At 73.3% G+C, this 24,461-nt stretch carries 19 protein-coding genes; 8 read left to right on the top strand and 11 right to left on the bottom strand.

Going from position 1 to position 24,461, the window contains the following annotated elements:
• Positions 1-95 precede the first annotated feature (95 nt).
• The gene (locus UIS43_RS26395) at positions 96-1,868 is read right to left on the bottom strand and encodes an NAD+ synthase (protein ID WP_370011995.1); all 1,773 of its coding nucleotides are present in this window, start codon (positions 1,866-1,868) and stop codon (positions 96-98) included.
• 367 nt (positions 1,869-2,235) lie between these two features.
• Between UIS43_RS26395 and UIS43_RS26390 the strand changes: the two genes are divergently transcribed.
• Positions 2,236-3,597, top strand: coding sequence for a glutamine synthetase family protein (locus UIS43_RS26390; RefSeq protein WP_013151975.1), 1,362 nt, complete (start codon positions 2,236-2,238; stop codon positions 3,595-3,597).
• A gap of 381 nt (positions 3,598-3,978) precedes the next feature.
• Here the strand turns inward: UIS43_RS26390 and UIS43_RS26385 are convergent, their stop codons facing one another.
• Positions 3,979-6,219, bottom strand: coding sequence for a cellulose binding domain-containing protein (locus UIS43_RS26385; RefSeq protein WP_370011992.1), 2,241 nt, complete (start codon positions 6,217-6,219; stop codon positions 3,979-3,981).
• 542 nt (positions 6,220-6,761) lie between these two features.
• On the opposite strand from UIS43_RS26385, the gene UIS43_RS26380 reads away from it, so the two are divergent.
• Complete coding sequence (locus tag UIS43_RS26380; protein ID WP_013151973.1) at positions 6,762-8,036, top strand: endonuclease/exonuclease/phosphatase family protein; 1,275 nt, start codon at positions 6,762-6,764, stop codon at positions 8,034-8,036.
• A gap of 26 nt (positions 8,037-8,062) precedes the next feature.
• Here the strand turns inward: UIS43_RS26380 and UIS43_RS26375 are convergent, their stop codons facing one another.
• The 3 genes from UIS43_RS26375 to UIS43_RS26365 all read right to left on the bottom strand — a co-directional run bounded on the left by UIS43_RS26375 (position 8,063) and on the right by UIS43_RS26365 (position 10,118).
• A complete protein-coding gene (locus UIS43_RS26375; RefSeq protein WP_013151972.1) occupies positions 8,063-8,371 on the bottom strand; it encodes a chorismate mutase in 309 nt (102 codons plus the stop codon).
• Between the two features lie 485 nt (positions 8,372-8,856).
• Positions 8,857-9,534 (bottom strand): PaaI family thioesterase, encoded by a 678-nt coding sequence (locus UIS43_RS26370; protein WP_117198828.1) that lies wholly within the window; start codon positions 9,532-9,534, stop codon positions 8,857-8,859.
• 146 nt (positions 9,535-9,680) lie between these two features.
• Positions 9,681-10,118 carry a GNAT family N-acetyltransferase gene (locus UIS43_RS26365; protein ID WP_013151970.1) on the bottom strand — a complete coding sequence of 146 codons (438 nt, stop codon included), beginning with the start codon at positions 10,116-10,118 and terminating at the stop codon, positions 9,681-9,683.
• A gap of 449 nt (positions 10,119-10,567) precedes the next feature.
• On the opposite strand from UIS43_RS26365, the gene UIS43_RS26360 reads away from it, so the two are divergent.
• From UIS43_RS26360 to UIS43_RS26345, 4 genes are all read left to right on the top strand, one after another.
• The gene (locus tag UIS43_RS26360) at positions 10,568-11,419 is read left to right on the top strand and encodes an AraC family transcriptional regulator (RefSeq protein ID WP_013151969.1); all 852 of its coding nucleotides are present in this window, start codon (positions 10,568-10,570) and stop codon (positions 11,417-11,419) included.
• A gap of 241 nt (positions 11,420-11,660) precedes the next feature.
• Entirely contained in the window at positions 11,661-12,413 is a 753-nt protein-coding gene (locus UIS43_RS26355; protein WP_370011990.1) for an AzlC family ABC transporter permease, read from the top strand.
• Positions 12,410-12,727 carry an AzlD domain-containing protein gene (locus tag UIS43_RS26350; protein WP_013151967.1) on the top strand — a complete coding sequence of 106 codons (318 nt, stop codon included), beginning with the start codon at positions 12,410-12,412 and terminating at the stop codon, positions 12,725-12,727. The genes UIS43_RS26355 and UIS43_RS26350 overlap by 4 nt, the downstream gene beginning before the upstream one ends.
• A 597-nt stretch (positions 12,728-13,324) precedes the next feature.
• Positions 13,325-15,007, top strand: a complete 1,683-nt coding sequence (locus tag UIS43_RS26345) for a thiamine pyrophosphate-dependent enzyme (RefSeq protein ID WP_013151966.1) — start codon at positions 13,325-13,327, stop codon at positions 15,005-15,007.
• 359 nt (positions 15,008-15,366) lie between these two features.
• Here UIS43_RS26345 and UIS43_RS26340 read toward each other — a convergent pair whose 3' ends face one another.
• Entirely contained in the window at positions 15,367-16,272 is a 906-nt protein-coding gene (locus UIS43_RS26340; protein ID WP_013151965.1) for a LysR family transcriptional regulator, read from the bottom strand.
• Positions 16,273-16,345: 73 nt separating this feature from the next.
• Here UIS43_RS26340 and UIS43_RS26335 point away from each other — a divergent pair, with 73 nt between their 5' ends.
• Positions 16,346-17,326: a DMT family transporter gene (locus tag UIS43_RS26335; protein ID WP_013151964.1), complete on the top strand. Its 981-nt coding sequence runs from the start codon at positions 16,346-16,348 to the stop codon at positions 17,324-17,326.
• Between the two features lie 229 nt (positions 17,327-17,555).
• Here UIS43_RS26335 and UIS43_RS26330 read toward each other — a convergent pair whose 3' ends face one another.
• The 5 genes from UIS43_RS26330 to UIS43_RS26310 all read right to left on the bottom strand — a co-directional run bounded on the left by UIS43_RS26330 (position 17,556) and on the right by UIS43_RS26310 (position 20,788).
• A complete protein-coding gene (locus UIS43_RS26330; RefSeq protein ID WP_013151963.1) occupies positions 17,556-18,482 on the bottom strand; it encodes an RluA family pseudouridine synthase in 927 nt (308 codons plus the stop codon).
• The gene (gene lspA, locus UIS43_RS26325) at positions 18,479-19,093 is read right to left on the bottom strand and encodes a signal peptidase II (protein ID WP_013151962.1); all 615 of its coding nucleotides are present in this window, start codon (positions 19,091-19,093) and stop codon (positions 18,479-18,481) included. The genes UIS43_RS26330 and lspA overlap by 4 nt, the downstream gene beginning before the upstream one ends.
• 29 nt (positions 19,094-19,122) lie before the next feature.
• Positions 19,123-19,533: a TraR/DksA C4-type zinc finger protein gene (locus UIS43_RS26320; RefSeq protein WP_013151961.1), complete on the bottom strand. Its 411-nt coding sequence runs from the start codon at positions 19,531-19,533 to the stop codon at positions 19,123-19,125.
• 246 nt (positions 19,534-19,779) lie between these two features.
• Entirely contained in the window at positions 19,780-20,307 is a 528-nt protein-coding gene (locus UIS43_RS26315; protein ID WP_013151960.1) for a GNAT family N-acetyltransferase, read from the bottom strand.
• 220 nt (positions 20,308-20,527) lie between these two features.
• Positions 20,528-20,788, bottom strand: coding sequence for a hypothetical protein (locus UIS43_RS26310; RefSeq protein WP_370011988.1), 261 nt, complete (start codon positions 20,786-20,788; stop codon positions 20,528-20,530).
• A gap of 353 nt (positions 20,789-21,141) precedes the next feature.
• Between UIS43_RS26310 and ileS the strand changes: the two genes are divergently transcribed.
• Positions 21,142-24,342 carry an isoleucine--tRNA ligase gene (gene ileS / locus UIS43_RS26305; protein WP_370011987.1) on the top strand — a complete coding sequence of 1,067 codons (3,201 nt, stop codon included), beginning with the start codon at positions 21,142-21,144 and terminating at the stop codon, positions 24,340-24,342.
• Positions 24,343-24,461 lie beyond the last annotated feature (119 nt).

Genomic DNA, 24,461 nt, shown 5'->3' with positions numbered 1-24,461 from the left:
GCGAGGGCGCGGGCACACCGCCTTCACCGGCTCCGCGCCGCGGGTCGTGCTCCGGGACCGGTGCGGGCGCACCGGAGGGGCGGGCGAAACGCGGTTCAGACCGTCCAGCGGTTGGTGATGGGCACGCGGCGGTCCCGGCTGAGGTTGCGCGCGCTGATCTTGGTGCCCGGCGCGGACTGGCGGCGCTTGTACTCGGCGCGGTCCACCATGCGGATGACCCGGCGCACCAGCTCGGGGTCGTATCCGGCGAAGACCAGTTCGGCCTCCCCCTTGTCCGTGCCGACGTAGGCGTCCAGGACGGCGTCGAGCTGTGTGTAGTCGGGCAGGGAGTCGGTGTCCAGCTGGTCGGGGCGCAGTTCGGCGCTGGGCGGCTTGGAGATGGAGTTCTCCGGGATGGGCGGGGTCTGCCCCAGCCGGACGGCCTCCTCGTTGCGCCAGCGGGCCAGCTCCCAGACCAGGGTCTTCCAGCAGTCCTTGATGGGAGCGAACCCGCCCACGGAGTCGCCGTAGAGCGTGGAGTAGCCGGTGGCCGCCTCGCTCTTGTTGCCGGTGGCCAGGACCAGGTGGCCCTCCTCGTTGGACAGCGCCATCAGGAGCGTGCCGCGCACGCGGGCCTGGAGGTTCTCGGCGGCCAGGCCGGTGAGCGGCACGCCCGCCTCCCCAGTGGACCGGGTGAAGGCCTCCACGGCCGGGGCGATGGCGATGGTGCGGGTGGCGAAGCCCTGGCGGCGCGCCAGCTCCTCGGCGTCGCCGACCGAGTGGTCGCTGGAGTGCGCGCTGGGCATGAGCACGCCGTGCACCCGGTCCGCGCCCAGGGCGTCCACCGCGATGGTGGCCACCAGCGCGGAGTCGATGCCGCCCGAGACGCCGACCAGGACCGAGCCGAAGCCGTTCTTGACGGTGTAGTCGCGCAGACCGGTGACCAGGGCGCGGTAGACCTCGCCCGTGTCGGAGAGCGGGTCGGGCCGCGGGGTGACGGTGGCCGCACGCGGCGGGTAAGGAGCGACCGGGTCGGCCGAGACGGTGTGGCGCATGACGCGCAGGCCGTCCACCCGCGCGCCCGGGCCGTCCGGGGCCGGTCCGGCCTCGGGCAGGTCGAGGTCGGCCACCAGGAGGGTCTCGGCGAACTGGGGCGCGCGGGCCACCAGCTCCCCCTCGGAGTCCACGATCAGGGAGTCGCCCTCGAAGACCAGCTCGTCCTGGCCGCCGACCATGTTGACGTAGGCCAGGGCGGCGCCGACCTCGCGGGCGCGGCGCTGGCACAGTTCCAGGCGCACGTCGTCCTTGTGGCGCTCGTAGGGCGAGCCGTTGAGGGAGACCAGGAGGCCGACCCCTGCGGCGCGGGCCGCCGTGACGGGGCCGCCCTCCTGCCACAGGTCCTCGCAGACGGCCAGGGCGACGTCCACGCCGCGGACCCGGACCACGGAGAGGGTGTCGCCGGGGACGAAGTTGCGGAACTCGTCGAACACGCCGTAGTTGGGCAGGTGGTGCTTGGCCGAGGAGAGGACGACGACGCCGCGGTGCAGGACGGCGACGGAGTTCTGCGGTGCCCCGGCGGGCTGGCCGTAGCGGGCGCCCGGACCCTCGCGGCGGGAGAGGTACCCCACCACGACGGGGAGTTCTCCCAGACCCTCCCGGGCCAGGTCGGCGGCCAGGGCTCGGGTGGCCTTGATCGAGGCCGACACGAAGGAGTTGCGCAGCGCCAGGTCCTCGACCGGGTAGCCGGTGACGACCATCTCCGGGAGGACGACCAGGTGGGCGCCCTCCTCGGCGGCCCTGCGCGCGGAGTCGACGACGAGGGACAGGTTGCCGTCCAGGTCGCCCGTGGTGGGGTTGACCTGGGCCAGTGCGATTCTGAGCTGTGCCACGGGCCCGAGCCTAGCCGCAGGATGTTTCCGGAGCGGTAGGACCGGCGTGCCCGGGCACGGAGCACGGCTGTCCGGGGTACGAAGGCGCACACACCGGAGACGGCTGGCAGGGGCGCGGGGGCGCTCACGCCGGGGACGGCCGCGGGCCCCGGGCGGGGCCCGCCGCCGACGGCGGGAGGATGACCGGAAACGCCCGCTCACGGGCCATAATGCGTGTGCGGGTGACGGACCGGGCAGGCTGCTCGGCGGGTGCGGAAATACCCCGGAAATATCCGCACGGCACACTGGACCTGGGAGGCCGTGTCCGAACCGGCCCCGCCGTACGCCGGGAGGGCCCGGACACCGACCGCATCGAGGAAGGTTGATCGTGAATCGACAGCAGGAATTCGTGCTCCGCACGTTGGAGGAGCGCGACATCCGGTTCGTGAGGCTGTGGTTCACCGACGTGCTCGGGTACCTCAAGTCCGTGGCGGTCGCCCCCGCCGAACTGGAGGCGGCCTTCTCCGAGGGCATCGGTTTCGACGGCTCGGCCATCGAGGGGTTCGCGCGCGTCTACGAGGCCGACATGCTGGCCCAGCCCGACCCCTCCACCTTCCAGGTGCTGCCCTGGCGCAACGAGCCGCACGGCACGGCGCGCATGTACTGCGACATCCTCATGCCCGACGGGTCGCCGTCGTCGGCCGACCCGCGCCACGTGCTCAAGCGCACCCTGGGCAAGGCCTCCGACCTGGGGTTCACGTTCTACACGCACCCCGAGATCGAGTTCTACCTGCTCAAGAAGATGCCCGAGCTGGGTGAGCTGCCCGAGCCCAACGACTCCGGCGGCTACTTCGACCACACGCCGCACAACAGCGCGCACGACTTCCGGCGCAACGCCATCAACATGCTGGAGGCCATGGGCATCTCCGTGGAGTTCAGCCACCACGAGGGCGGGCCGGGGCAGCAGGAGATCGACCTGCGCTACGCCGACGCGCTGACCACCGCCGACAACATCATGACCTTCCGGCTCGTGATGAAGGAGGTGGCGATGGAGCAGGGCGTGTACGCCACCTTCATGCCCAAGCCGTTCACGCAGTACCCGGGCTCGGGCATGCACACGCACCTGTCGCTGTTCGAGGGCGACCGCAACGCCTTCTACGAGCCGGGGGCGGACTTCCAGCTGTCCAAGGTCGGGCGCGGGTTCATAGCGGGCCTGCTGCGGCACGCCGACGAGATCACGGCCGTCACGAACCAGTGGGTGAACTCCTACAAGCGCCTGTGGGACGACCCGGCCGCTTCGGCGGGCATGGGCGGCGAGGCGCCGGCCTACATCTGCTGGGGCCACAACAACCGCTCGGCGCTGGTGAGAGTGCCCATGTACAAGCCGGGCAAGTCCAACTCCAGCCGGATCGAGATCCGCTCGCTGGACACGGCCTGCAACCCGTACCTGGCCTACGCGGTGATCCTGGCCGCGGGTCTGAAGGGCATCGAGGAGGGCTACGAGCTTCCTCCCGGCGCGGAGGACGACGTCTGGGCGCTGACCGACTCCGAGCGCCGGGCGCTGGGCATCCGGCCGCTGCCGCAGAGCCTGGACGAGGCGCTGCGGATCATGGAGAACAGTGAACTGGTCGCCGAGACGCTGGGCGAGCACGTCTTCGACTTCTTCCTGCGCAACAAGAAGGCGGAGTGGCACGACTACCGCCGCCAGGTGACGCCGTACGAGCTGCACAGGTACCTGCCGACCCTGTAGAGCCGGGTGGCCCTGTGGGCCTGCGCGAGCCCCCTTCCCGGGTGTCCGGGGAGGAGGCTCGGCGCGTCCCGGGGGTGCTTCAGGGACGCTTCGAAGGGGTCAGGGGTTCAGAGGGCTGTGCCCTTCACGGCTCCAGGCGTGCGGCCTCCCCCGCAGATACCTGTGAGACCCACGGCGACCGCACGGAGAACCACGGGCCCTCCTCCCGGAGAAGGACACGACCGGGAGGAGGGCCCGTTCTCCGACGGCTGGTTCCCTGACGGCCCCCTTGCCGGACAGACCCCTTCTCTGACGGCCCCTTGTCCGAGGGGACTCCGCCGGGCGCGGAGCGGTCGCACGGGCACACCCGCACGACCGCCCAGGCCCCGCACCGCCCGGGAATCAGGGCGTGTACACCTCCGGCCGGGGAGCGGGCTCCATGCCGTCCCCGATGAAGAAGCTCGGGTGCGGCGGCTGGTTGTAGGCGGTGTTCTGCCAGGCGACGGTCACCCGGTACTGGGTGTCGTGCATCAGCGTCGGCATCCGCAGATCGGTGGGCAGCGGCGTGGAGTAGATCCGCAGCGCCCGGTTGTCCGCGGTGCGCCAGACGACCTCCTCACGCCAGTCACCGAGGATGTCCCCGCTCAGCGCCGGTGTGGACTTGGTGCCGTTGTTGGAGGCGACCCCGGAGCCGGTCAGCAGCCGGGTGTCGCCACCGGTCCCGTACTCGTCGATACGGGTGCCGTCCAGCAGTTCCCGCAGCGGGTCGCCGTCCCACCAGGCCACGAAGTTCGCCGACGAGGGGGCGCGAACGCCCAGGCGGTTCCCCCCGGCGTCGTACATGCCGCTGATACCGCCGCCCGTGACCCAGAACTCCGCGCCGGGGTTGCCCGGCCACACGTCCGCGGCCACGCCCCGGCCCGGCCCCTCCTCACCGCTGGCGGTCGGCCTGCGCCAGACCACCCCGCCGGTGTCGGCGTCGGCCACGTAGGCGCCCGCCGCGCCTCCCGTGCGCTCGGTGATGGTGAAGACCTCCAGGCCGGAGCGGTCGGGCAGCAGGTCGCCCACGTGCATGGCGTCCCCGTGGCCGTGGCCGGTGGCCCACATCCCGCTTCCGTCGTCGTCCACGGCCATCGACCCGTACATGACCTCGTCGCGGCCGTCACCGTCGGCGTCGGCGATGCTCAACTGGTGGTTGCCCTGACCGGCCCACCGCGACCCGGCCTCGTCGCTGTCGAAGGTCCAGCGCCGGGTGAAGCGCCCGTCGCGCCAGTCCCAGGCCGCGATCACCGAGCGCGTGTAGTAGCCGCGCGCCATGACCAGGCTGGGCCGCTGGCCGTCCAGGTAGGCGACGCCCGCCAGGAACCGGTCCACCCGGTTGCCGTAGCAGTCGCCCCAGTCGCAGACGTCACCGCGCCCGGGAACGTAGTCCACCGAGTCCAGTTCGGCCCCGCTGCGGCCGTCGAACATGGTGAGGAACTCCGGCCCGCTCAGGACGTAGCCGTCGCCGTTGCGGTGGTCGGCCCCGGCGCCGCCGATGACCCCGCCGGTGCCGTCCACGGTGCCGTCCGCCGTCTTCACGGCCACCTCGGCCCGCCCGTCTCCGTCGAAGTCGTAGACCTGGAACTGGGTGTAGTGCGCACCGGCGCGGATGTTGCGTCCCAGGTCGATGCGCCAGAGCCGCTCACCGCTGAGTTCGTAGGCGTCGAGCAGTACGGGGCCGGTGCGGCCCGACTGGGAGTTGTCCCTGGCGTTGGTGGGCTCCCACTTCAGGACGATCTCGTACTCGCCGTCGCCGTCGAGGTCGCCCACGCTGGCGTCGTTGGCGTCGTAGGTGTAGCCGCTGCCGCCGGACGGGACGTCCAGGGGCACGTCCAGGTAGCCGGCGCGCAGCGCCAGTGAGGCCCCCGAGGCCTCCGCCTCCTGGCCGTCGATCACGGGGCGGACCGTGTAGCGGGCGTCGGCGGAGGCTCCGCCGTCCAGGTAGGAGGTGGCTCCGGTGAGGGGCTGTGAGTTCAGGCGTGTGGAGCCCCGGTAGACGTTGAAGGCGACGTCCTCGGGGTCGGTGGCCAGCAGCCGCCAGCTCACCAGGTTGCCCTGCGAGCCCTGCACGCTCACCAGACCGCGGTCCAGCTCCTCGACCTGGCGCCCCTCTCCGGTGGTGGGCGGGTCCTCGGGGTCGGGCGGCTCCTCACCGGGCGGTTCCTCGGTGCCGCCGGTGCAGACGGTGCCGTTGAGCGTGAAGGAGTCGGGGACTTCCGGGGTGCCGCCGTGGGAGCCGTTGAAGCCGAAGCTGACCGAGGCTCCGGTGGCGATGGCGGCGTTCCACCCGGTGTCGGCCACGCTGACACGGTTCCCCGAGCCGGAGAACTCGCCGTTCCAGCCGCTGGTGACGCGCTCGCCCGCGATGAAGTCCCACTCCAGGGTCCAGCCGTCGACGGGATCACCGAGGTTGGTGACGGACACGGCGGCGGTGAACCCGTCGTTCCACTGGTTCTGGACGGTGTAGGCGACCTCGCAGCCAGCGGCGGCGGAGGCGGGGCCGGTCGCCACGGCGGCGAGCGCGGCGCCCGTGGCGAGTGCGGTCGCGAGGCAGGCGCCGCGCCGTGTCCGATGACGGGCGGCAGGGGGGTTGGGGGGCATGGGAAGGGCACTCCTCACCGCGTCCGGTGCCGGCCTGTCGCGGCGGCCCGAATGCGTCGATGTGATGGGAGCGCTCCCGAAAACAACGCGAATGTAACACGGGGAGTAGTGGTGCGACAACGGCCCTTCCTAAACCGATTTATGCCCGATCGGAGGTCCTGAGTCCCAGATGACATGGGATATCCGACCGCCCTGCGTCCGAGGGAGATGAGCCCGGAGCGGTGGGGAGCAAAACGTTTCAAACGGAGTGACGCCTCCGGCGTGACGGAGGGTTCCGCGGGCCCTCGCCCGCGACGTCCCGGCCGGGGGGGCGGGACCCCCTCGGGCCGGGCGACCAGGAGAGCGGGAAGGCGAAGGCCCACGCCCTCGGGGCTCCGCCCTCTGTGGACAACACGGGTCCACCCCCGCTTCACCGCGGACTGCTAGCCTCCCGCGGCCGGGGCCGCACCGGCCAGACCGGGCCGCCGGGACTCCCCGGCCCGGATCCGGTCGTGCTCGATCCGGCCTTTCCCACCCCGCTCCCCCGCTGAGAGGATGCCTCCATGAAGCCGCGTTCACGTCCGCTGGTCAGACCGGTGGCCTCCACCGCCACCCTCGTCCTGGCCGCGTCCGCCCTGGTGGCGGCCCCCGCCTCCGCCGAGGTGTCACCGTCGGTCCCCCAACCGCCGGGACCGCACGAGGTGCGCTTCGCCACCTTCAACACCGCGCTGGAACGCCCCGGGCAGGGGGTGCTCGCCGAGGAGTTGGCCGCCCCCGGCAGCGAGCAGGCGCGCAACGTGGCCGAGATCATCCAGCACGTGCGCCCCGACGTCCTCCTGGTCAACGAGTTCGACTACGACGAGGAGGGGAACGGACCCCGCCGGTTCCAGGACAACTACCTGTCCGTGGGCCAGAACGGCGCCGATGCCATCGAGTACCCCTACGTCTACTCCGCGCCCGTCAACACCGGCGTGGCCTCGGGCGCGGACCTCAACGGCGACGGCGAGGCGGTGACCGAGCCCGGCAGCCCCGCCTACGCCGAGGACGCCTTCGGGTACGGGCTGTTCCCCGGCCAGTACGGGATGGTCGTGTACTCGATGTACCCGATCGTCACCGAGGACGTACGCACGTTCCAGACCTTCCGGTGGGCGGACATGCCCGGCGCGCTCCTGCCCACCGACCCCGAGACGGGCGAGTCCTACTACTCCCCCGAGGCCCTGGAGGTGCTGCGGCTGTCCTCCAAGAGCCACTGGGACCTGCCGATCGACACGGGCCGGGGCCGCCCGGTCCACCTGCTGGCCAGCCACCCGACCCCGCCGGCCTTCGACGGCCCGGAGAGGCGCAACGCGGCCCGCAACCACGACGAGATCCGCTTCTGGGCCGACTACGTGACCCCGCGCGCGGGCTCCTACATCTACGACGACCGGGGGCGGCGCGGCGGCCTGCCCGTGGGCGCCCCGTTCGTCATCGCCGGGGACCTCAACGCCGACCCCAACGACGGCGACGGCCACCCCGACGCCATCACCCAGCTGCTGGAGCACCCGGGGATCACCGACGTGCGCCCGTCCAGCCAGGGCGGCAGGGGCGCGGCCCAACGCCAGGGCGGGGCCAACGACGGGCACGGGGGCGACCCGGTGCTGGACAGCGCCGACTTCGCGGACGAGCCCGGCCCGGGCAACCTGCGCGTGGACTACGTGCTGCCCTCGCGGACCGTTCCGGCCCGGTCCTCCGGGGTGTTCTGGCCGACCGTGGACGACCCGCTGTTCCGGCTGACCGGCGACTACCCCTTCCCCAGCTCCGACCACCGGATGGTGTGGGTGGACGTGGTCCGCCACTAGCCGTGCCCTCAGTGGCCGGGACGCGGTCACCCGGTGCGGACGGCCTCCTCCTGTGCGGCGGCCAGCCCGGCGCTGATGACGCTGTCCATGATGGCGGCGAGCCGGTCGGGGCCCAGGCGCGGGGCGTGCTCGGCCATGCGCTCGACCAGTTCGCGTTCGCGCCGCATGTCGCGCCCGGCGAAGTAGCCGACCGGCTTGAGCCGCTGCACCTGGGCGGCGACGAGGGCGCGGCGTTCGAGGAGGGCGGCCAGTTCGGCGTCCATCTGGTCGATGTGTCCGCGCAGCTGGCGGATCTGCTCCTGGGCGGTGGGCGGGGTGGTGCGGTGCTCGGACACGGTGGTTCTCCCTCGGGTGGGGCGGTCCCGGCAGCGGGCCGGACGCGGTCGCGGTGCGGCCGTACGTCCCCGCCGGATGCGCGCGGTGCGTGGAGAGCGTGTCCTGGGGCGTCGGCCGCCTGAAAACGAGGAGGAGCACCGGGCTGCTGCCCTGGTGCTCCGTTGCCGACGACCCCTGGTTCCGCCTACGTGAGAGCGGCCGACGAGGTCGTCGGCTGGCTAAACACGTGATAGCGGCGGGTCATGGGGGAGATACTACCGAACCCGCCGGTGGGGGTGCGACGGTTCCCCTGCGGGAGCCGCGTCACCCCGCGTCCGGGGCGGGCGGGCCGTGTCCCCTTCGGTCGCGCACGCGCGTGGGGAGGCTCCGCCGCAGTGGTCGACGCAGCGCTGTACGGCGACCGGCCGCGCACGCGCGCGGGGCGGCCCCGCCTGTCGGCGCGGGCCGCCCCGCGGTGCTCCGGCCGGGTGGACCGGCTGACGGCTCAGCCCTGCTGGGTCTCGGTCTCGGGAATCCTGACCTGGACCATGAGGGCGGTGGCCTCGGCGGTGACCTCGCCGTGGGCGCGGATCCGTCCGGAGACGAAGACCTTGCGGCCCTCCACCCGGTCCACCTCCGCGGTGACCTCCAACGGGGTGAACAGCGGCGTGGGCTGGCGGTAGTTCACCTCCAGCTTGGCGGTGAGCCCCGGTGTGGTCTCGACCGCGGAGACGCTGCCGACGGCCTGGTCGAGCAGGGCCGCGATCCAGCCGCCGTGCACGAGTCCGGGCGGACCCTGGTAGACGGTGTTGAGGGTGACCTCGCCGCGCAGGCCCTCGGGGGTGCGCTCCAGCAGGAGCGGCGGGGCGGCGGGGTTGGTGTCGCCCGAGACGATGTTGGTGATGGTGCCGTACTCGACGTCTCCGCTCTGGAGGTCGCGCTGGACCATGGTGCCGATCTGTCGGCGGGCGACGTTGAGCCTGCCGGTGACGCCCTCGACGGTGGCCGCGGCCTCGGCCAGGGTGTCGGTGTCGGCCTCGGTGTTGGCGACGGCGTCGACGAGGTCGTGGACGCGGGCCACGAGGGAGCGCAGCTCGGCGGGGATCTGGGCCTGCTCGACCACCGGGAGGCCGAAGGCGCGGGGGTCGGGGCGCTCGGTTACCGGCTGCGTGTTGACCGTCATGTGTTCCTCGTCGGATCGGGGTGTGCACGGGCGGCTGGGGGCACCACCGTCAAACCGAATCCTACTCGGTCGTATTCCGGCGAGGCGGGGCCGGGCCGTGCGCTCCCTGTCACACGGCGCGGAGACGGGCGGCACGCTCGGCGGCGTCAGACCAGCTCACGCACCATGTGCAGGTGCGGAATCCCCGCGTCCAGGAACTCCTCGCCGTAGGCCGCGTAGCCCAGACGCGCGTAGAAGCCCAGCGCGTGGGTCTGTGCGTGCAGCTCCACCTTGGTCAGCCCGCGCTCGCGGGCCCGCTCCTCCACCGCGCGCACGAGCGCGGCGCCGGTCCCGGTGCCGCGTCCCTTGGGCAGGACGGCCAGGCGGCCGAGGAGGCCCACGCCTCCGCCCAGGTCCACGAGGCGGACCGTGCCCACGGGGATGCCGCCGTCCAGGGCGAGGAGGTGGTCGGCGGTGGCGTCGCGCACGTCCCACTCCTCCTCCACGGGCACCTGCTGCTCGGCGACGAACACGGCTCCCCGGATGACGAACACTGCGGCGCGGTCGCGCTCGTCCCGCGCCAGGCGGATCTCGGTCGTAGTCATGCAGGCAGATTAGTCCCATGACGGGGCGAAACACGCATCGTGGTTGCCGCCCCCGGCCACCGGGAGACGTCCGACCGGCGCGGTCGGTACCCGCGCTGTTCCCGGTTCCCGCGCCGTTCCACGCACCTGCGCCGAAACCGGTGCCCGTCCTGCCTCCGGTGTACGCGTCCAATCCCCGGGCGGCGTTTCCGGTGCCTGGCACGAGGACCTCGGCCGCGGCGGCTTCCACGAAGGCGGGTGGCGGCGTTCCCGACCGCGCCCGAGCACGCCCGTGACGCGGCGGCCCCGGCACCTTCACCGAAGCCCGTGGCGGCACCCGGGCACCTCCCTCCGAAACCCGTGGCGGCGTCCCCCGCGCCTCCCCGAGACCCGTGGCGGCGTTTCCGACCGCGCCCGCGCAGGTCCGTGGCGGCCCCGCGCGGCGCACTGCCTAACCTGGAGCGATGGGCATGCCCGGAGACGTTCACCCCCGGATCGAGGACCCGCGCGCGGAGCGGGCGCGCTACTGGCGCTTCTCCGGGCTGCCCGAGACCGAACTGCTCACCGCTCGCTTCGTCACCACCGCCTTCACCCGCCACACCCACCCCACCTACACGATCGGGGTGATCACCGACGGCATCGAGGAGTACACGCACGGGCGGGGACGTGCCCGTGTGGGGCCGGGCGGACTGGCGGTGGTCGGCCCCGGGGAGGTGCACACCGGCCACGCCGGGGTCCCCGAGGGCTGGAGCTACCGCGTGTTCTACCCGCTGCCCGAGGTGGTGTCCGGCATCGCCCGCGAACTGGGCATGCGCGGGACCCCGGCGTTCACCGAGTCCGGCATCCACGCGCCCGAGGCCGCCCGGGTGCTGGCCACCGCGCACGTGGCCGCCGAGAACGGCGACCGCCTGACCGCCTCCTCCCTGGCCCGGCAGGGCCTGGGCATGCTGCTGCGCTCCCACGGCCGCGAACGGGCGGCCGGACCGGCCGGGCACGCGGCCCGCCCCGAGGTGGAGCGGGCCCGGCGGATCCTGGCCGGGCGCCTGGTGGACCCGCCGACGCTGGAGGAGCTGGCGGCCGGACTGGGCATCGGCCCGTTCGCGCTGTCGCGGGCCTTCCGCGCCGTCCACGGCCTGCCGCCGCACGCCTACCTCAACCAGCTGCGGGTGGACCGGGCCCGTGCGCTGCTGGCCTCCGGGCGGCGGGCGGGCGAGGTCGCGGTGGAGGTGGGGTTCGCTGACCAGCCGCACCTGACCCGCCACTTCAAGCGCCACCTGGGGGTTCCTCCGGTGGCCTACCAGCGCGCCCTGCTCTCCACCTGAGCCGCTGGCGGGGCGGTGGCGGGACGTCCGCGGAGTCGGGGAGGGCCGTCTCCGGACGGTCCCTTCGCACGGGGCCGGTGCCGGTATCCCCGCCACCCTTCTCCTGTCCTGACGGCCGGGCCGGCGCCTTCCGGCCACCGACGGGAGCGGGCCGCGGCGACCGGCGGGCGGTCAGCGGTGGGCGGCGGCCCGGCAAGAACGTTCAAGACACCGCGCGGTCGGCCTTCCTAGCGTGGGGCGGGTGAAATCCTTCTCCGTCCTCCGTACACCCGCGGTGCGCGACAGCGTGGGGATCGGCGTCGCCGTGGGCGCCGCCGGCCTGGCGTTCGGCACCGCCGCCGTGGCAGCCGGTCTGTCCCCGGCGCAGTCCGTCTTCATGAGCCTGTTCATGTTCACCGGAGCCTCCCAGTTCGCCCTGGTGGGGGTGATCGCCGGTGGCGGCAGCCTGGTCGCCGGGGCGGCGGGCGCGCTGCTCCTGGGCGCCCGCAACACCCTGTACGGGCTGCGCCTGGCGGACGTGCTGGGCTGGCGGGGCGCGCGACGGGCGCTGGCCGCGCACGGGGTGATCGACGAGACCACGGCCGTGACGCTGGCCCAGCCGGACCGCGCGTCGGCGCGTACGGCGTTCGTGACGACCTACGCCGTGCTGGGCGGTTCCTGGGTGGTGGCGACCCTGGCCGGGGCACTGGCCACCGAGCGCGTGGGTGACATCAGCGCGTTCGGGCTCGACGCGGTGGGTCCGGCGGTCTTCCTGGGGCTGCTGTGGCCCCGGTTGCGGGAGGGCGGCGCCCGCACGTGGCTGATCGCGGGCCTGGGCGCGGGTCTGGCCCTGGCGTCCACCCCGTTCCTGCCCTCGGGCGTCCCTGTGCTGCTGGCCGCCTCGGCCGCGCTCGTGGCGCTGATCGGTCCCGCCGCCGGGGAGGGCGGCCCGGCCCTGCCCAGCGAGGAAGGCGACCGGCGGTCCGAGGCGGAGCGCGGGGAGGTCCGGCCATGACCCTGTGGACCGTGCTCGTCGCCACCGCCGCGGGCTGCTACCTGCTCAAGTACGCGGGCCTGGCCGCTCCGCGGCGGCTCCTCGACAACCCGTGGCTGCGGCGGTTCGCCACCGCGGTGCCGCTCGCCCTGCTCGCCGCGCTGATCGCGGTGGAGGCCCTGCGCGGCGAGGGCCAGGCGCTGGCCTGGGACACCGCGCGGATGGGCGGCCTGGGCGCCGCAGTCCTGGCCCTGGTCCTGCGCGCGCCCTTCCTCGTCGTGATCGTCGCCGCCGCTGCCACCACGGCGGGCCTGCGCGCCCTCGGCGTCGGCTGAGCAGCGGGGCGGCCTCCGATGATGAGGCCGCTCCCCGAACACCCTTGGCCGAATACCGGGCGCGCGCCTCCGGCAGGGGAACCGCTCCCCGGACGCCCCTGGCTGAGCATCGGGGCGGGCCTCCGACGAGGGACGGACCCGGCTCACGTGGGCGCTGGGCCTCGGCCGAGCGGCCCGGGGAAGTTATCCACATCCCCTACCGAAGGCCGCCGCGCTGCGGTTTCCTCAAGGTGAGGAGGTGGTGGGACGTCGGAGGGCCTGCCAGCCGGTGACGGGGCCTTCCCGTTCGCCCGTGCCGGCCCGGCCCGGGTTCCGACCGATCGCCCCACCACGGCCGTCCCCGTACACGGCGGGCGGGGAGTGCAAGTTCCCCTCCCCCTGGGAAGGAAGCCGAAGACCCCACTCGGGCGCCGGACAGCGGCGGCCCGGGACGGCGGCCCCCGGGTGGCAGCATCCGGGACGCCGCGGAGCCCACGAGGCTCGAAACGGCAGCGGCCGGTCACCACCGGCCGCACGCGCCCGGACGCGCCAGGCCCCCGGTCTGGACCGTTCGGACGCGCCGAGTGGACCTTGCGACGATGGAAGGACCCCGCCCCCATGGCCACAGGCGCAGCAGAACGCCCCAGCCCGCCCACCGACACCGCCGCGCACGCGGTGGTGGGGGTGCTGGCCGCGGCCGGGATCAGACGGTGCTACACCGTCCCCGGTGAGAGCTTCCTGGAGCTCGCCGACGCGATCGACCAGCACCCGCGCATGCAGCTGGTCTCCACCCGGCACGAGAACGGCGCCGGGTTCATGGCCGAGGCCGAGGCCAAGCTCACCGGCGTCCCCGCCGTGGCCGCGGCCACCCGGGGGCCGGGAGCGTCCAACCTGGCGGTGGGCGTGCACACCGCCATGCAGGACTCGACGCCGATGATCGTGTTCCTCGGACAGGCCGAGACCGAGCACCTGGGCAGAGAGGCCTTCCAGGAGGTGGACCTCACCGCCTTCTACACGCCCATCACCAAGTGGTCCACCACCGTGCACCGGGCCGACCGGCTCGCGGAGGTCACCGCGAAGGCGGTCCGCGTCGCCACCACCGGCAGGCCCGGCCCGGTCGCCATCGCGGTGCCCGGCGACCTGTTCGGCCAGCGCGTGGGCCCCCAGGACCCGCCCGGACCGCCCGTGGTCCCGCGCCCGGTCCTGGGCACGGAGGCCAGGGACCGGCTGGCGACCTGGCTGGCCAGGGCGGTGCGCCCGGTGATCGTCGCGGGCGGTGGCGCCCGCGCGGCCCGGGAGGACCTGATCCGGGTCGCCGAACGCTTCAACACGGGCGTGTACGCCGCCTGGCGGCGCCAGGACGTGTTCCCCAACGACCACCCGCTGTACCTGGGGCACCTGGGGCTGGGCTGTTCTCCGCCGGTGCTCAACGCCCTGGCGGAGGCCGACGCGGTCCTGGTGGTCGGCTGCCGGATGAGCGAGACCACCACCCAGGGGTACCGGTTGCCCGAACGCGGCGGACGCGTCCGGGTCGCGCAGATCGACATCGATCCGGGGCAGCTCGGGGCCGGTACCGACCTGTGGTTCGGCGCGGTCGCCGACGCCGGGGAGGCGCTGCGCGAACTCGCCGGGGCGCCGGTCCAGGCGCCCTACCGCGACTGGAGTTCGGCCCGCCGGGTGTGGGTGGACACCGCGACGGTGCCCCCCGAGGCCGCCGGGCACACCGGTTCCCGGCTCCATCCGTGGGCGGTGGTCGCGGGGATGCGCGCGGCGCTGCCCGAGGACGCGCTGATCACCAACGACGCGGGAAACTTCGCCTCCTTCCTGCACCGGGGCTGGTGGTTCCGGCACCCGCGCACCCAGCTGGCGCCGACCAGCGGCGCCATGGGCTACGCCGTGCCCGCCGCGGTGGCGGCCAAGATCGCCGCCCCGGACCGGACGGTGGTGGCGGTGGCCGGTGACGGCGGCGCCCTGATGACCGGGCAGGAGCTGGAGACCGCGGTGCGGATGGACGCGCCGGTCACCGTGGTGGTGTTCCAGAACGGCCTGTACGGCACGATCGCCATGCACCAGGCCCGGGAACTGGGGAGGATCGCCGGAACCCGGATCAGCGGACCGCTGGACCTGGCCGGGTACGCCCGGTCCCTGGGCGCCAGGGGCGCGACCGCGCACACGCGTGAGGAGTTGGAGAAGGCGCTGGCGGAGGCCGTGGGGGCGGATCTGCCCACCCTGGTGGACGTGCGGACGGACCCGGAGGTGATCAGCCCGGGCGCCACCCTGTCGGGCCTGCTGAACGGTTGAGCCGGTACCGCCGCACGGCTGGGGGTCGCCGCCCCGCGGGGCCGTCCGCACCACCGGCCCACCGGAACGCCGTCGTCTCTAGGCCACCGGTCGCCACCGGCCCGACGGGTGACCGGGGCCGCGGGCTACCAGGTCAACGGGCAACCGGGCCACTGGCAGACTCCGGGGCAGCGGTCGCGTCCGATCAAGCGGTCACCACCGCGCCACCGGTCGTTGCCGGAGCGCTCGGGCGAAGCCTTGCGGACGCGCCCTGCCCCCGGCGTGCACGGATGCACGGGCGCCGTACCGGCCGCCTCGGGCGGCACGGTGCCCGTGCCCCTTCATCGGACCCGAACCTTTCCGGGAAGGGGGCTGAGCACTCAGGCGGCGTAGGCGGCGGCCGCCTCGCGCAGGGCGCGCACGGTGGCGCGGATGCCCGGACGACGGGAGGCGTCGGTGCGCCAGAACACGTACACCTGGCGCACCAGCGCGGGCTGCACGGGCACCACCCGCACCCCCTCCGGCAGGGGTCCGCATCCCAGGCGGGGCATGACGGCGGCGCCGATCCCGGCGGCGATGAGCGCCAGCTTGGTCTGGTGCTCCTCCACGTTGTGGATGACGTTGGGTTCGCCGCCGTGCGCCCGGATCAGGCCGTGCAGCCAGTCGTCGCAGATCGACCCGCGCGACCAGCTGATCCAGGGCAGGTCGAGGATCTCCTCCGGTGCGAGGATCTCTCGATGGGCCAGGGGGTGGTCGGCGGGCAGGGCGATGTCGCCGACGTCCTCCATGAGCGGGGCGCGGCTCATGCCGCTGGGCAGGTTCAGCGGCGCTCCGATCCAGTCGACGACCATGGCCAGGTCGGCGTCCCCGCGGGCCATGGCGGGCACGCTCTCGTGCGGCTCCTCCTCGTGCAGCTCCACCCGCAGACCGGGGTGGGCCTCGCGCAGGGAGGAGAGCGCGTGCGGCAGGAGGCCCCGGACGGCGGTGGGGGTGGCGGACAGGCGCAGGTGTCCGGTGACGTCGTCGCGGTGCGCCTCCAGATCGGCCTCGGCGCGCTGGACCATGGACAGGATCCTGGCGGTGTGCTCGACCAGGAGTTCGGCCGCGTCGGTGAGGCGCACGCCCCGGCCGTTGCGCTCGACGAGGGGCTGTCCGACCTCGCGTTCGAGTTTGGTGAGCTGCTGGGAGACGGCCGAGTTGGTGACGTGGAGGGCTTCGGCGGCGGCGCTGAGGGAGCCGTGGGCCGCGATGGTGTGCAGGACCCGGAGTCGGTCGACGCTGAGCATGTAAGCAAGCCTAAGGTCCGACTTAAGCAATACGAAGTAGACCTAACACATCGTTCGGGGATAGAAACGTCCCATGTCCGCTGCCTCCGCTGTCTCCCCCGTGTCCGCCCCGCCCGGCAGCCCGCGCCGCGCGCTCTCCGACTGGCGGGCCAAGTTCGTCCTGCTCTCCCTGATCTGGGGCATGAGCTTCCTGTTCATCAAGATCGGGGCCGAGGTGCTCTCCCCCGTGCAGCTCTCGCTCGGGCGCATGGCCACCGGAGCGCTGCCCCTGCTCGCCGTCCTGCTGCTGCGGGGCGGCCGGCTGCCGCGCTCACCACGCCTGTGGGGGCACATGTTCGTGGCGGCGCTGCTGCTCAACACCGTCCCCTTCACCCTGTTCGGGTACGCCGCCCAGCTCATCCCGTCCGCGCTCATGGGCATCGTGAACGCCTCGACGCCCCTGTTCGGCGTGGTGTTCTCGATGCTGCTGCTCTCCGACGAGCGGCCCGACCGCGACCGGGTCCTGGGCCTGGGCATCGGCTTCCTGGGTGTGCTCACCGTGTTCGGGGTGTGGAGGTCGCTGGACGAGGTGACCGTCAGCGACGGCGACGCCGTGCTGGGCATGCTGTTCGTCGTGGGAGCCACCGTCTGCTACGGGATCGGAACGCCCTACCTGCGCCGGTTCGTGGCGGGCAGCTCCCACGGCGCCCTGGAACTGAGCACTCTGCAACTGCTGCTGGGCTCGGTGCCGCTGGTGGTCCTGGTCCCGCTGTTCACCGAGATGCCCACGGGCGTGACGTGGCAGGTGGTGGCGGCGGTGAGCACCCTGGGCGTCTTCGGCACCGGTGTGGCCTACATCCTCCAGTACGCGGTGGTGCGCGAGGCCGGGGCGACCGTGGCGACCACGGTCACCTACGTGGCGCCGGTGGTGGCGATCGCCGCCGGAGTCGTGCTGCTGGACGAGACCCTGAGCTGGAACCAGCCGCTGGGCGCGGTGGTCATCATCCTGGGCGCCGCCCTGTGCCAAGGGGTGATCCGTACCCGGTACGTGGTCCCGTCCGCGCGGAGGAGGTGACCGGGGCCTCCCGCAGGCCAGCCGTCCACAGGTCCGGGAAGGCCCTGGCCGGGGCCGAAGCCCGGTGTCAGACTGAGAACCGGGGGCGCCGCGCGCCCCCAGGGGGCGGGGCTTCCCCCCGATCCCAGTGTCGTTCGCCCCGCGCACGCACGGCAAGCCCTCATCCGCGCCTGTGGACGGATCGGGTCGGGCCGCCGGATCCCGACGGCCCGACCCGGGAGCCGGTCGGTCAGTCCTCGCGCAGCGTTTCGACGGCGGCGGCGAGGTCGTCCGGGTAGGGACTGGAGAACTCCACCGGGCGGTGCTCGGTGGGGTGGTCGAAGCCCAGGCGCACCGCGTGCAGCCACTGGCGGCGCACGCCCAGCCGCTCGGCCAGGGTCGGGTCGGCGCCGTAGAGCATGTCGCCCACGCACGGGTGGCGCAGGGCCGACATGTGCACCCGGATCTGGTGGGTGCGGCCCGTCTCCAGCTTGATCTCCAGCAGGCTCGCGGCCCGGAAGGCCTCCTGCGTGTCGTAGTGCGTCACCGACGGGCGCCCGCCCGCGACCACGGCCCAGCGTCCGTCGCCCGCCGGGTGGCGGTCGATCGGCGCGTCCACGGTGCCCCGGAGTGGATCCGGGTGCCCCTGGACGAGCGTGTGGTAGTGCTTGTCCACGGTGCGCTCCTTGAACGCCCGCTTGAGCACGCTGTAGGCGGTCTCGCTCTTGGCGACCACCATCAGGCCGGTGGTGTTGGCGTCCAGCCGGTGCACGATGCCCTGGCGCTCGGCGGCGCCGCTGGTGGCCACCTGCACTCCGGAGGCCAGAAGGCCCTCCAGGACGCTGGGACCGGTCCAGCCCACGGTCGGGTGGGCGACCACGCCGACCGGCTTGTCCACCACGATGATGTCGGTGTCCTCGTGCACGATCCGCATGCCCGGCACGGCCTCGGGACGCGGCACGGGAGCGGTGGGCGGCGGCGGGAGGGTGACCTCCAGCCAGGCCCCCGCGCTGACGCGGTCGGACTTGGCCGCCTCGGAGCCGTCGACCAGGACGCCGCCGTCACCGATGATCTCGGCGGCGCGGGTACGGGACAGGCCGAACATCCGGGCGATGGCCGAGTCGAGCCGGTCGCCCTCCAGCCCGTCGGGCACGGGCAGGCTTCGAACGTCGCTCACTGGTCCCTCCCTCCGGTCCTGTCGTCTCCGGCGGCACCGGTCCCACCGGCGCCTCCGGCGTTCTCTCCGCCCTCGGCCGAGGCCTTCTTGGTGTCGCGGTCGTCCTCGATGAAGGTCCCGTCCAGGTTGAGTCCCTTGAAGGTCAGCGCCACCACCAGGCAGGCGCCCACCACCACGCAGGAGTCGGCGATGTTGAAGACCGGGAAGGTCCCCACGCTGATGAAGTCGACGACCGCGCCGTGGAAGGGGGCCGGGTCGCGGAAGAAGCGGTCCACCAGGTTCCCGGCGGCGCCGCCCATCATCAGTCCGAGCGTCACACCCCACCACACGCTGCGCACCCGCAGACCCATGTAGCCGATGACGAGGACCACGATGCTGGCGATGCAGGTGAACACCCACGTGAAGTCGGTGCCCATGGAGAAGGCGGCGCCCGTGTTGAACACCAGGGTGAACTGGACGAAGTCGCCGATGACGTCGAGGTACTCGCCCTCGGCGAAGGTCGCCAGGACCCACTCCTTGGTGAGGAAGTCGACGCCGATCGCGGCGAGCGCGACGAGCAGCAGGAGAAGGTACCTGCGCGGACGCGCGCCCGTCTTGTCGGTCGTGGTCATGTTCCTGTCCCCGGAGGGCTCTACCTCAGTCAGCGACGCTCCTCGCGCTGTTTGCAGGTGACGCACAGGGTCGCGCGCGGGAAGGCCTGAAGGCGCGCCTTCCCGATGGCCTGCCCGCATGAGCCGCAGACCCCGTAGGTCCCCGCGTCCATCCGTTCGATCGCCCGCTCGCCCTCGGCGAGCAGGTCACGAGTATTGTAGGCCAACGCCAGATCCTGTTCGCGCTGGAAGGCCCTGGCCCCGGCGTCCGCGCTGTCGTCCCCGGCCCCCTCCACGGGGTCCTCCAGCAGCTCGGTGAACTCGGCCTCGACCTGCCCGAGCTCCCGCTTCGCCGCGGCGGCCTCCTCCTCCAGTCGCCCGCGGACCTCGGCGAGCTCCCCCGCCGTCCAGGGGTCCTCCCCCGGCAGGACCGGCAGCCGGGCGGCGTCGGTGGCCTTCATCGCAATCCCTCCAGACGGCTCGGCACCGGTCCCGGAGTCCGCCGGAGCGCGGACTCTCCCCCCTGGGCGGTACCGCGAGTGGTGCCGGCAGCCTAGGCAATCCGCCCGGGCAAGGCAAAGATCCGGGGCGACGCGCCTTCCTCCCGGTCACGGCTCCGACCTGCCCGGACGCTCCCGGCACGGGGTGGGGGCGTCGTTCGTCCCGGGGGCGCGGAGTCCGCGAGGCCGCGCACCGACCGGTCCCGGTCAGAACCCCCGCCGGTAGCGCAGGCGGGGCAGGACCGCGCCGTTGAGGGGCCCCTCCTCGGTGACCGCCCCGTCGGCCTCCCAGCCGTGCGCCGCGTAGAAGCGCCGGGCGCGCGGGTTGTCCCGGAGCACCCACAGGACGGCCTCGCCGTACCCCGCCCCGGCGACGGCCCGGTGCACGTCGGCGATCAGCCGCCGGTTGACCCCGCTCCCCCACGTCTCGGGGACGGAGAAGAAGGCCTCCAGCTCGCACGGCCCGGCGGTGCCGCCCGCCCCCTCCCCGCCCTCCTCGACGGGGGCGAAACAGGCGAAGGCCACCACCCCCGCGCCGTCCTCGGCGAGCAGCAGCTCCGCTCCCGGCCGGGCGGCTCCGGCGATCCAGTCCGACCACCGGGCGCCCCGCTCCGCGGCGTCCATGGCGTCGAGGTAGTCCTGCGGGACGATTCCCGGGTAGGCGGCCCGCCAGGAGCGGACCTCCACGTCGGCGACGGCAGGACCGTCCTCGGGCACGGCGGTACGTATCAGCATGGGACGTATCCTCGCGCTTCCACCGGCCCGCGCCCAACCGGTTTTCCGGCCAGCACACGGGACCCGTTCAGCGCACGCGATCCGCTGAACCCGCCGGACCAGCGCGCTCCGCCCGTCCCGCCCGGTCCGCCCGTCCCGCGAGAACCACGGGCTCCGCTCAGCCCGACCAGCCCACGCGCTCCGTCGGACCCGCCCACCTCACGGGCGGGAGTCGCGCACCTCACTCCGCGAACGCGAAACCGCCGTAGTCCTCGGCCAGGACCGCCAGGTGGGGTTCGTCGAACACCGCCGGACCGCCGTGCGGCCCGGTGTGCACCTCGATCACCCAGTCCACGTCCTCGGCGTCGTCCTCGCCCGCGAGCATGTCGCGGTGCACCAGGCACGGTTCGTACCCCTGCTCCAGGAGCTGGTCGGCCAACTCCTCGGCGTCCTCGCGGTCCGCCATCGTCACCAGCACGGCGCCCCGGACGTCCTCAGCCACGGCGGCCCTCCCCCGAACGAGCGGCGGGGCCCTCCCCGCTGCGTTATCCTGACCTCAGGTGTCGATGGGGACGAGTAGCGCTGGCCCCGACCGGACGCGCAACAGCCTAGAACGGCTGGACCGTCCAAGCGACCCGGGGGCGGTGCGAGCCCGGGGGCACGACCAGCGCGAAGATCACCCCGGAGCCGCCGGAGGAACGGACGCGCCGCGTCCCAGTAGAACCGGCACAGCGCAACGAAGAGGGATCCGCCGCCCGCCGCCCAGCGGCACGGCCGCGGTCCAAGGAGGGTGGTACCGCGGGGCCGCACGCCTCGTCCCTCCGTCAGGAACACACCTGATGGAAAGGTACGACGGTGGCCAACGACCCCCGGCCCGAATCCCGCGCGCTGCCCCAGCTGCCCGCGCAGATCGACCTGCCCGCCATGGAGCGCGAGATCCTCGGCCGCTGGTCGAAGGAGAACGTCTTCCAGCGCTCGCTCGACCAGACCCGCGGCGGCCCCAACTGGGTCTTCTACGAGGGCCCGCCCACCGCGAACGGCCAGCCCGGCGTGCACCACGTCGAGGCCCGCGCCTTCAAGGACGTCTTCCCGCGCTTTCGCACCATGCGCGGCTACCACGTGGACCGCAAGGCGGGCTGGGACTGCCACGGCCTGCCCGTCGAGGTCGCCGTGGAGAAGGAGCTGGGCCTGTCCGGCAAGAAGGACATCGAGTCCTTCGGCATCGCCGAGTTCAACGACCGCTGCCGCGAGTCCGTCCTGCGCAACGTGGACGCCTTCACCTCCATGACCGAGCGCATGGGCTACTGGGTGAACATGGACGACGCCTACCGCACCATGGACCCCCAGTACGTGGAGTCGGTCTGGTGGGCGCTCAAGCAGATCTGGGACAAGGGGCTGCTGGTCCGCGACTACCGGATCAGCCCCTACTGCCCGCGCTGCGGCACCACGCTGTCCGACCACGAGCTCGCCCAGGGGTACGAGACCGTCACCGACCCGTCGGTGTACGTGCGCTTCCCGGTGACCTCGGGCCCGCTGGCCGCCGCCGAGCACCCCACCTCGCTGCTGGTGTGGACGACCACCCCCTGGACGCTGGTCTCCAACACCGCCGTGGCCGTGCACCCGGACGTGGAGTACGTGGTGGCCACCGACGGCCAGGAGCGCCTGGTCGTGGCGCGTCCGCTGTTCGAGAAGGTCCTCGGCGAGGGCTGGGAGCTCACCGGCGAGAGCTTCGAAGGCGACGAGATGGAGCGCTGGACCTACGAGCGCCCCTTCGACCTGGTGCCCTTCGACGAGCCCGCCCACTACGTCGTGCTCGCCGACTACGTCACGGTCGAGGACGGCACCGGCCTGGTGCACCAGTCGCCCGCCTTCGGCGCCGACGACATGGTGGTGTGCCGCGCCTACGGGCTGCCCGTGGTCAACCCGGTCCGCCCCGACGGCACCTTCGAGGCCGACCTGCCGCTGGTGGGCGGGGTGTTCTTCAAGGAGGCCGACAAGACGCTGGTGCGCGACCTGCGCGACCGCGGCCTGCTCTTCCGCCACGTCAGCTACGAGCACTCCTACCCGCACTGCTGGCGCTGCCACACGGCGCTGCTGTACTACGCGGTGCCGTCCTGGTACATCCGCACCACCGCGGTCAAGGACGAGCTCATCACGCAGAACCAGGCCACCCACTGGGTGCCCGAGAACGTCAAGGAGGGCCGTTTCGGCGAGTGGCTGCGCGGCAACGTCGACTGGGCACTCTCGCGCAACCGCTACTGGGGCACCCCGCTGCCGATCTGGGAGTTCCCCGACGGGCGCCAGATCTGCGTGGGCTCCCTGGAGGAGCTGGGCCGCCTCAGCGGGCGGGACCTGTCCTCCCTGGATCCGCACCGCCCCTACGTCGACGACATCGTCATCCCCGACCCGGACGCCGACCCCTCCCTGCCCGAGGAGGAGCGGGTGGCCCGCCGCGTCCCCGAGGTCATCGACGCCTGGTTCGACTCCGGGTCCATGCCCTTCGCCCAGTGGGGCGCCCCGCACCAGAACGAGGAGACCTTCCGGGAGAACTTCCCGGCGCAGTACATCTCCGAGGCCATCGACCAGACCCGCGGCTGGTTCTACTCGCTGCTGGCGGTGAGCACCCTGGTGTTCGGCCGCAACTCGTTCGAGAACGTGGTCGTGCTCGGCCACATCCTCGCCGAGGACGGACGCAAGATGAGCAAGCACCTGGGCAACGTCATGGAGCCCATCGCGGTGATGGACCGGCACGGCGCGGACGCCCTGCGCTGGTTCATGCTGGCCAGCGGCTCGCCGTGGACCGCCCGCCGGGTGGGCCACGCCGCCCTGGAGGAGATCGTCCGCAAGGTGCTGCTGACCTACCACAGCACCGTGTCGTTCTTCACCCTGTACGCGAACGCCGGTGAGGGCTGGGACCACTCGCTGCTGGACTCGGCGCCCGCGCCGCAGGACCGGCCGCTGCTGGACCGGTGGCTGCTCTCGGAGCTCAACGAGGTCGTCCGCGACGTCACCGAGGCGATGGACACCTTCGACACCACGGCCGCCGGGCGCCGCCTGACCGCGTTCGTGGACGACGTGTCCAACTGGTACGTGCGCCGTTCCCGCCGCCGGTTCTGGGGCGGGGCCGCCACCCCCGAGGGCACCGCGGCGTTCGCGACGCTCTTCGAGGCCCTGGAGACCGTCACCCTGCTGATGGCGCCGATCGTGCCGTTCCTGACCGACCACGTGTGGTCGGCGCTGCGCCGCCCGGGCGCCCCGGACTCGGTGCACCTGGCCTCCTGGCCCGAGGTGCGCGAGGACCTGATCGACCCCGAGCTGTCCCGGAACATGGCGCTGACCCGCCGTCTGGTGGAGCTGGGCCGCTCCGCCCGGGTGGACTCGGCCGTGCGCACCCGCCAGCCGCTGGCCCGCGCCCTGGTGGGCGCCCCGGGCTTCGCGGACCTGCCCGAGCAGCTGCGCGGCCAGATCGCGGACGAGCTGAACGTGGCCTCGCTGGACTCGCTGTCCTCGGTGGGCGGCGACCTGGTGGACTTCACCGTGAAGCCGAACTTCCGTGCGCTGGGCAAGCGGTTCGCCAAGCGCACCCCGCTGGTGGCCAAGGCCGTCCAGGCCGCAGACCCGGCCGAACTGGTGCGGCAGGTGCGCGCCACCGGCTGGGCGCGGGTGCACGTCGAGGACGAGCCGGTGGAGGTGAGCGCCGACGAGCTGCTGGTGACCGAGCAGCCCCGCGAGGGCTGGGCGGTGGCCTCGGAGTCGGGTGAGACCGTCGCCCTGGACCTGGAGCTCACGCCGGAGCTGCGCCGCGCGGGTCTCGCCCGCGAGATGGTCCGGATGCTCCAGGAAGCCCGCAAGCGGAGCGGGCTGGAGGTGTCGGACCGCATCGAGGTGTGGTGGACGGTCACGGACGAGGCGACCGAGCTGGCGCTCGCCGAGCACGGCCAGGCGATCGCCGCCGAGGTGCTCGCCGACTCGTTCGTCGCCGGTGAGCCGGGCCGGGAGCTGCACACCGCCTCCTCGGAGGAGTTCGGTGTGACCTTCGGGTTCCGCAAGGCCTGACCGGAGGCCGCGGCCGGAGCGGCCCGGTCCGTCCGCCTCCCGCGGACGGGCCGGGCCGCTTTCCGTTCCACGGCGGCGGGGGCGCGGGCCGCGGTGGCCGCCGGGCGTCCGGATGGTCG

This window comes from Nocardiopsis sp. LDBS0036 (assembly GCF_041228755.1).
Classification (GTDB): domain Bacteria; phylum Actinomycetota; class Actinomycetes; order Streptosporangiales; family Streptosporangiaceae; genus Nocardiopsis; species Nocardiopsis dassonvillei.
Note: the sequence above shows the minus strand (reverse complement) of the source record. Positions and strands in the feature narration are given on the sequence as shown.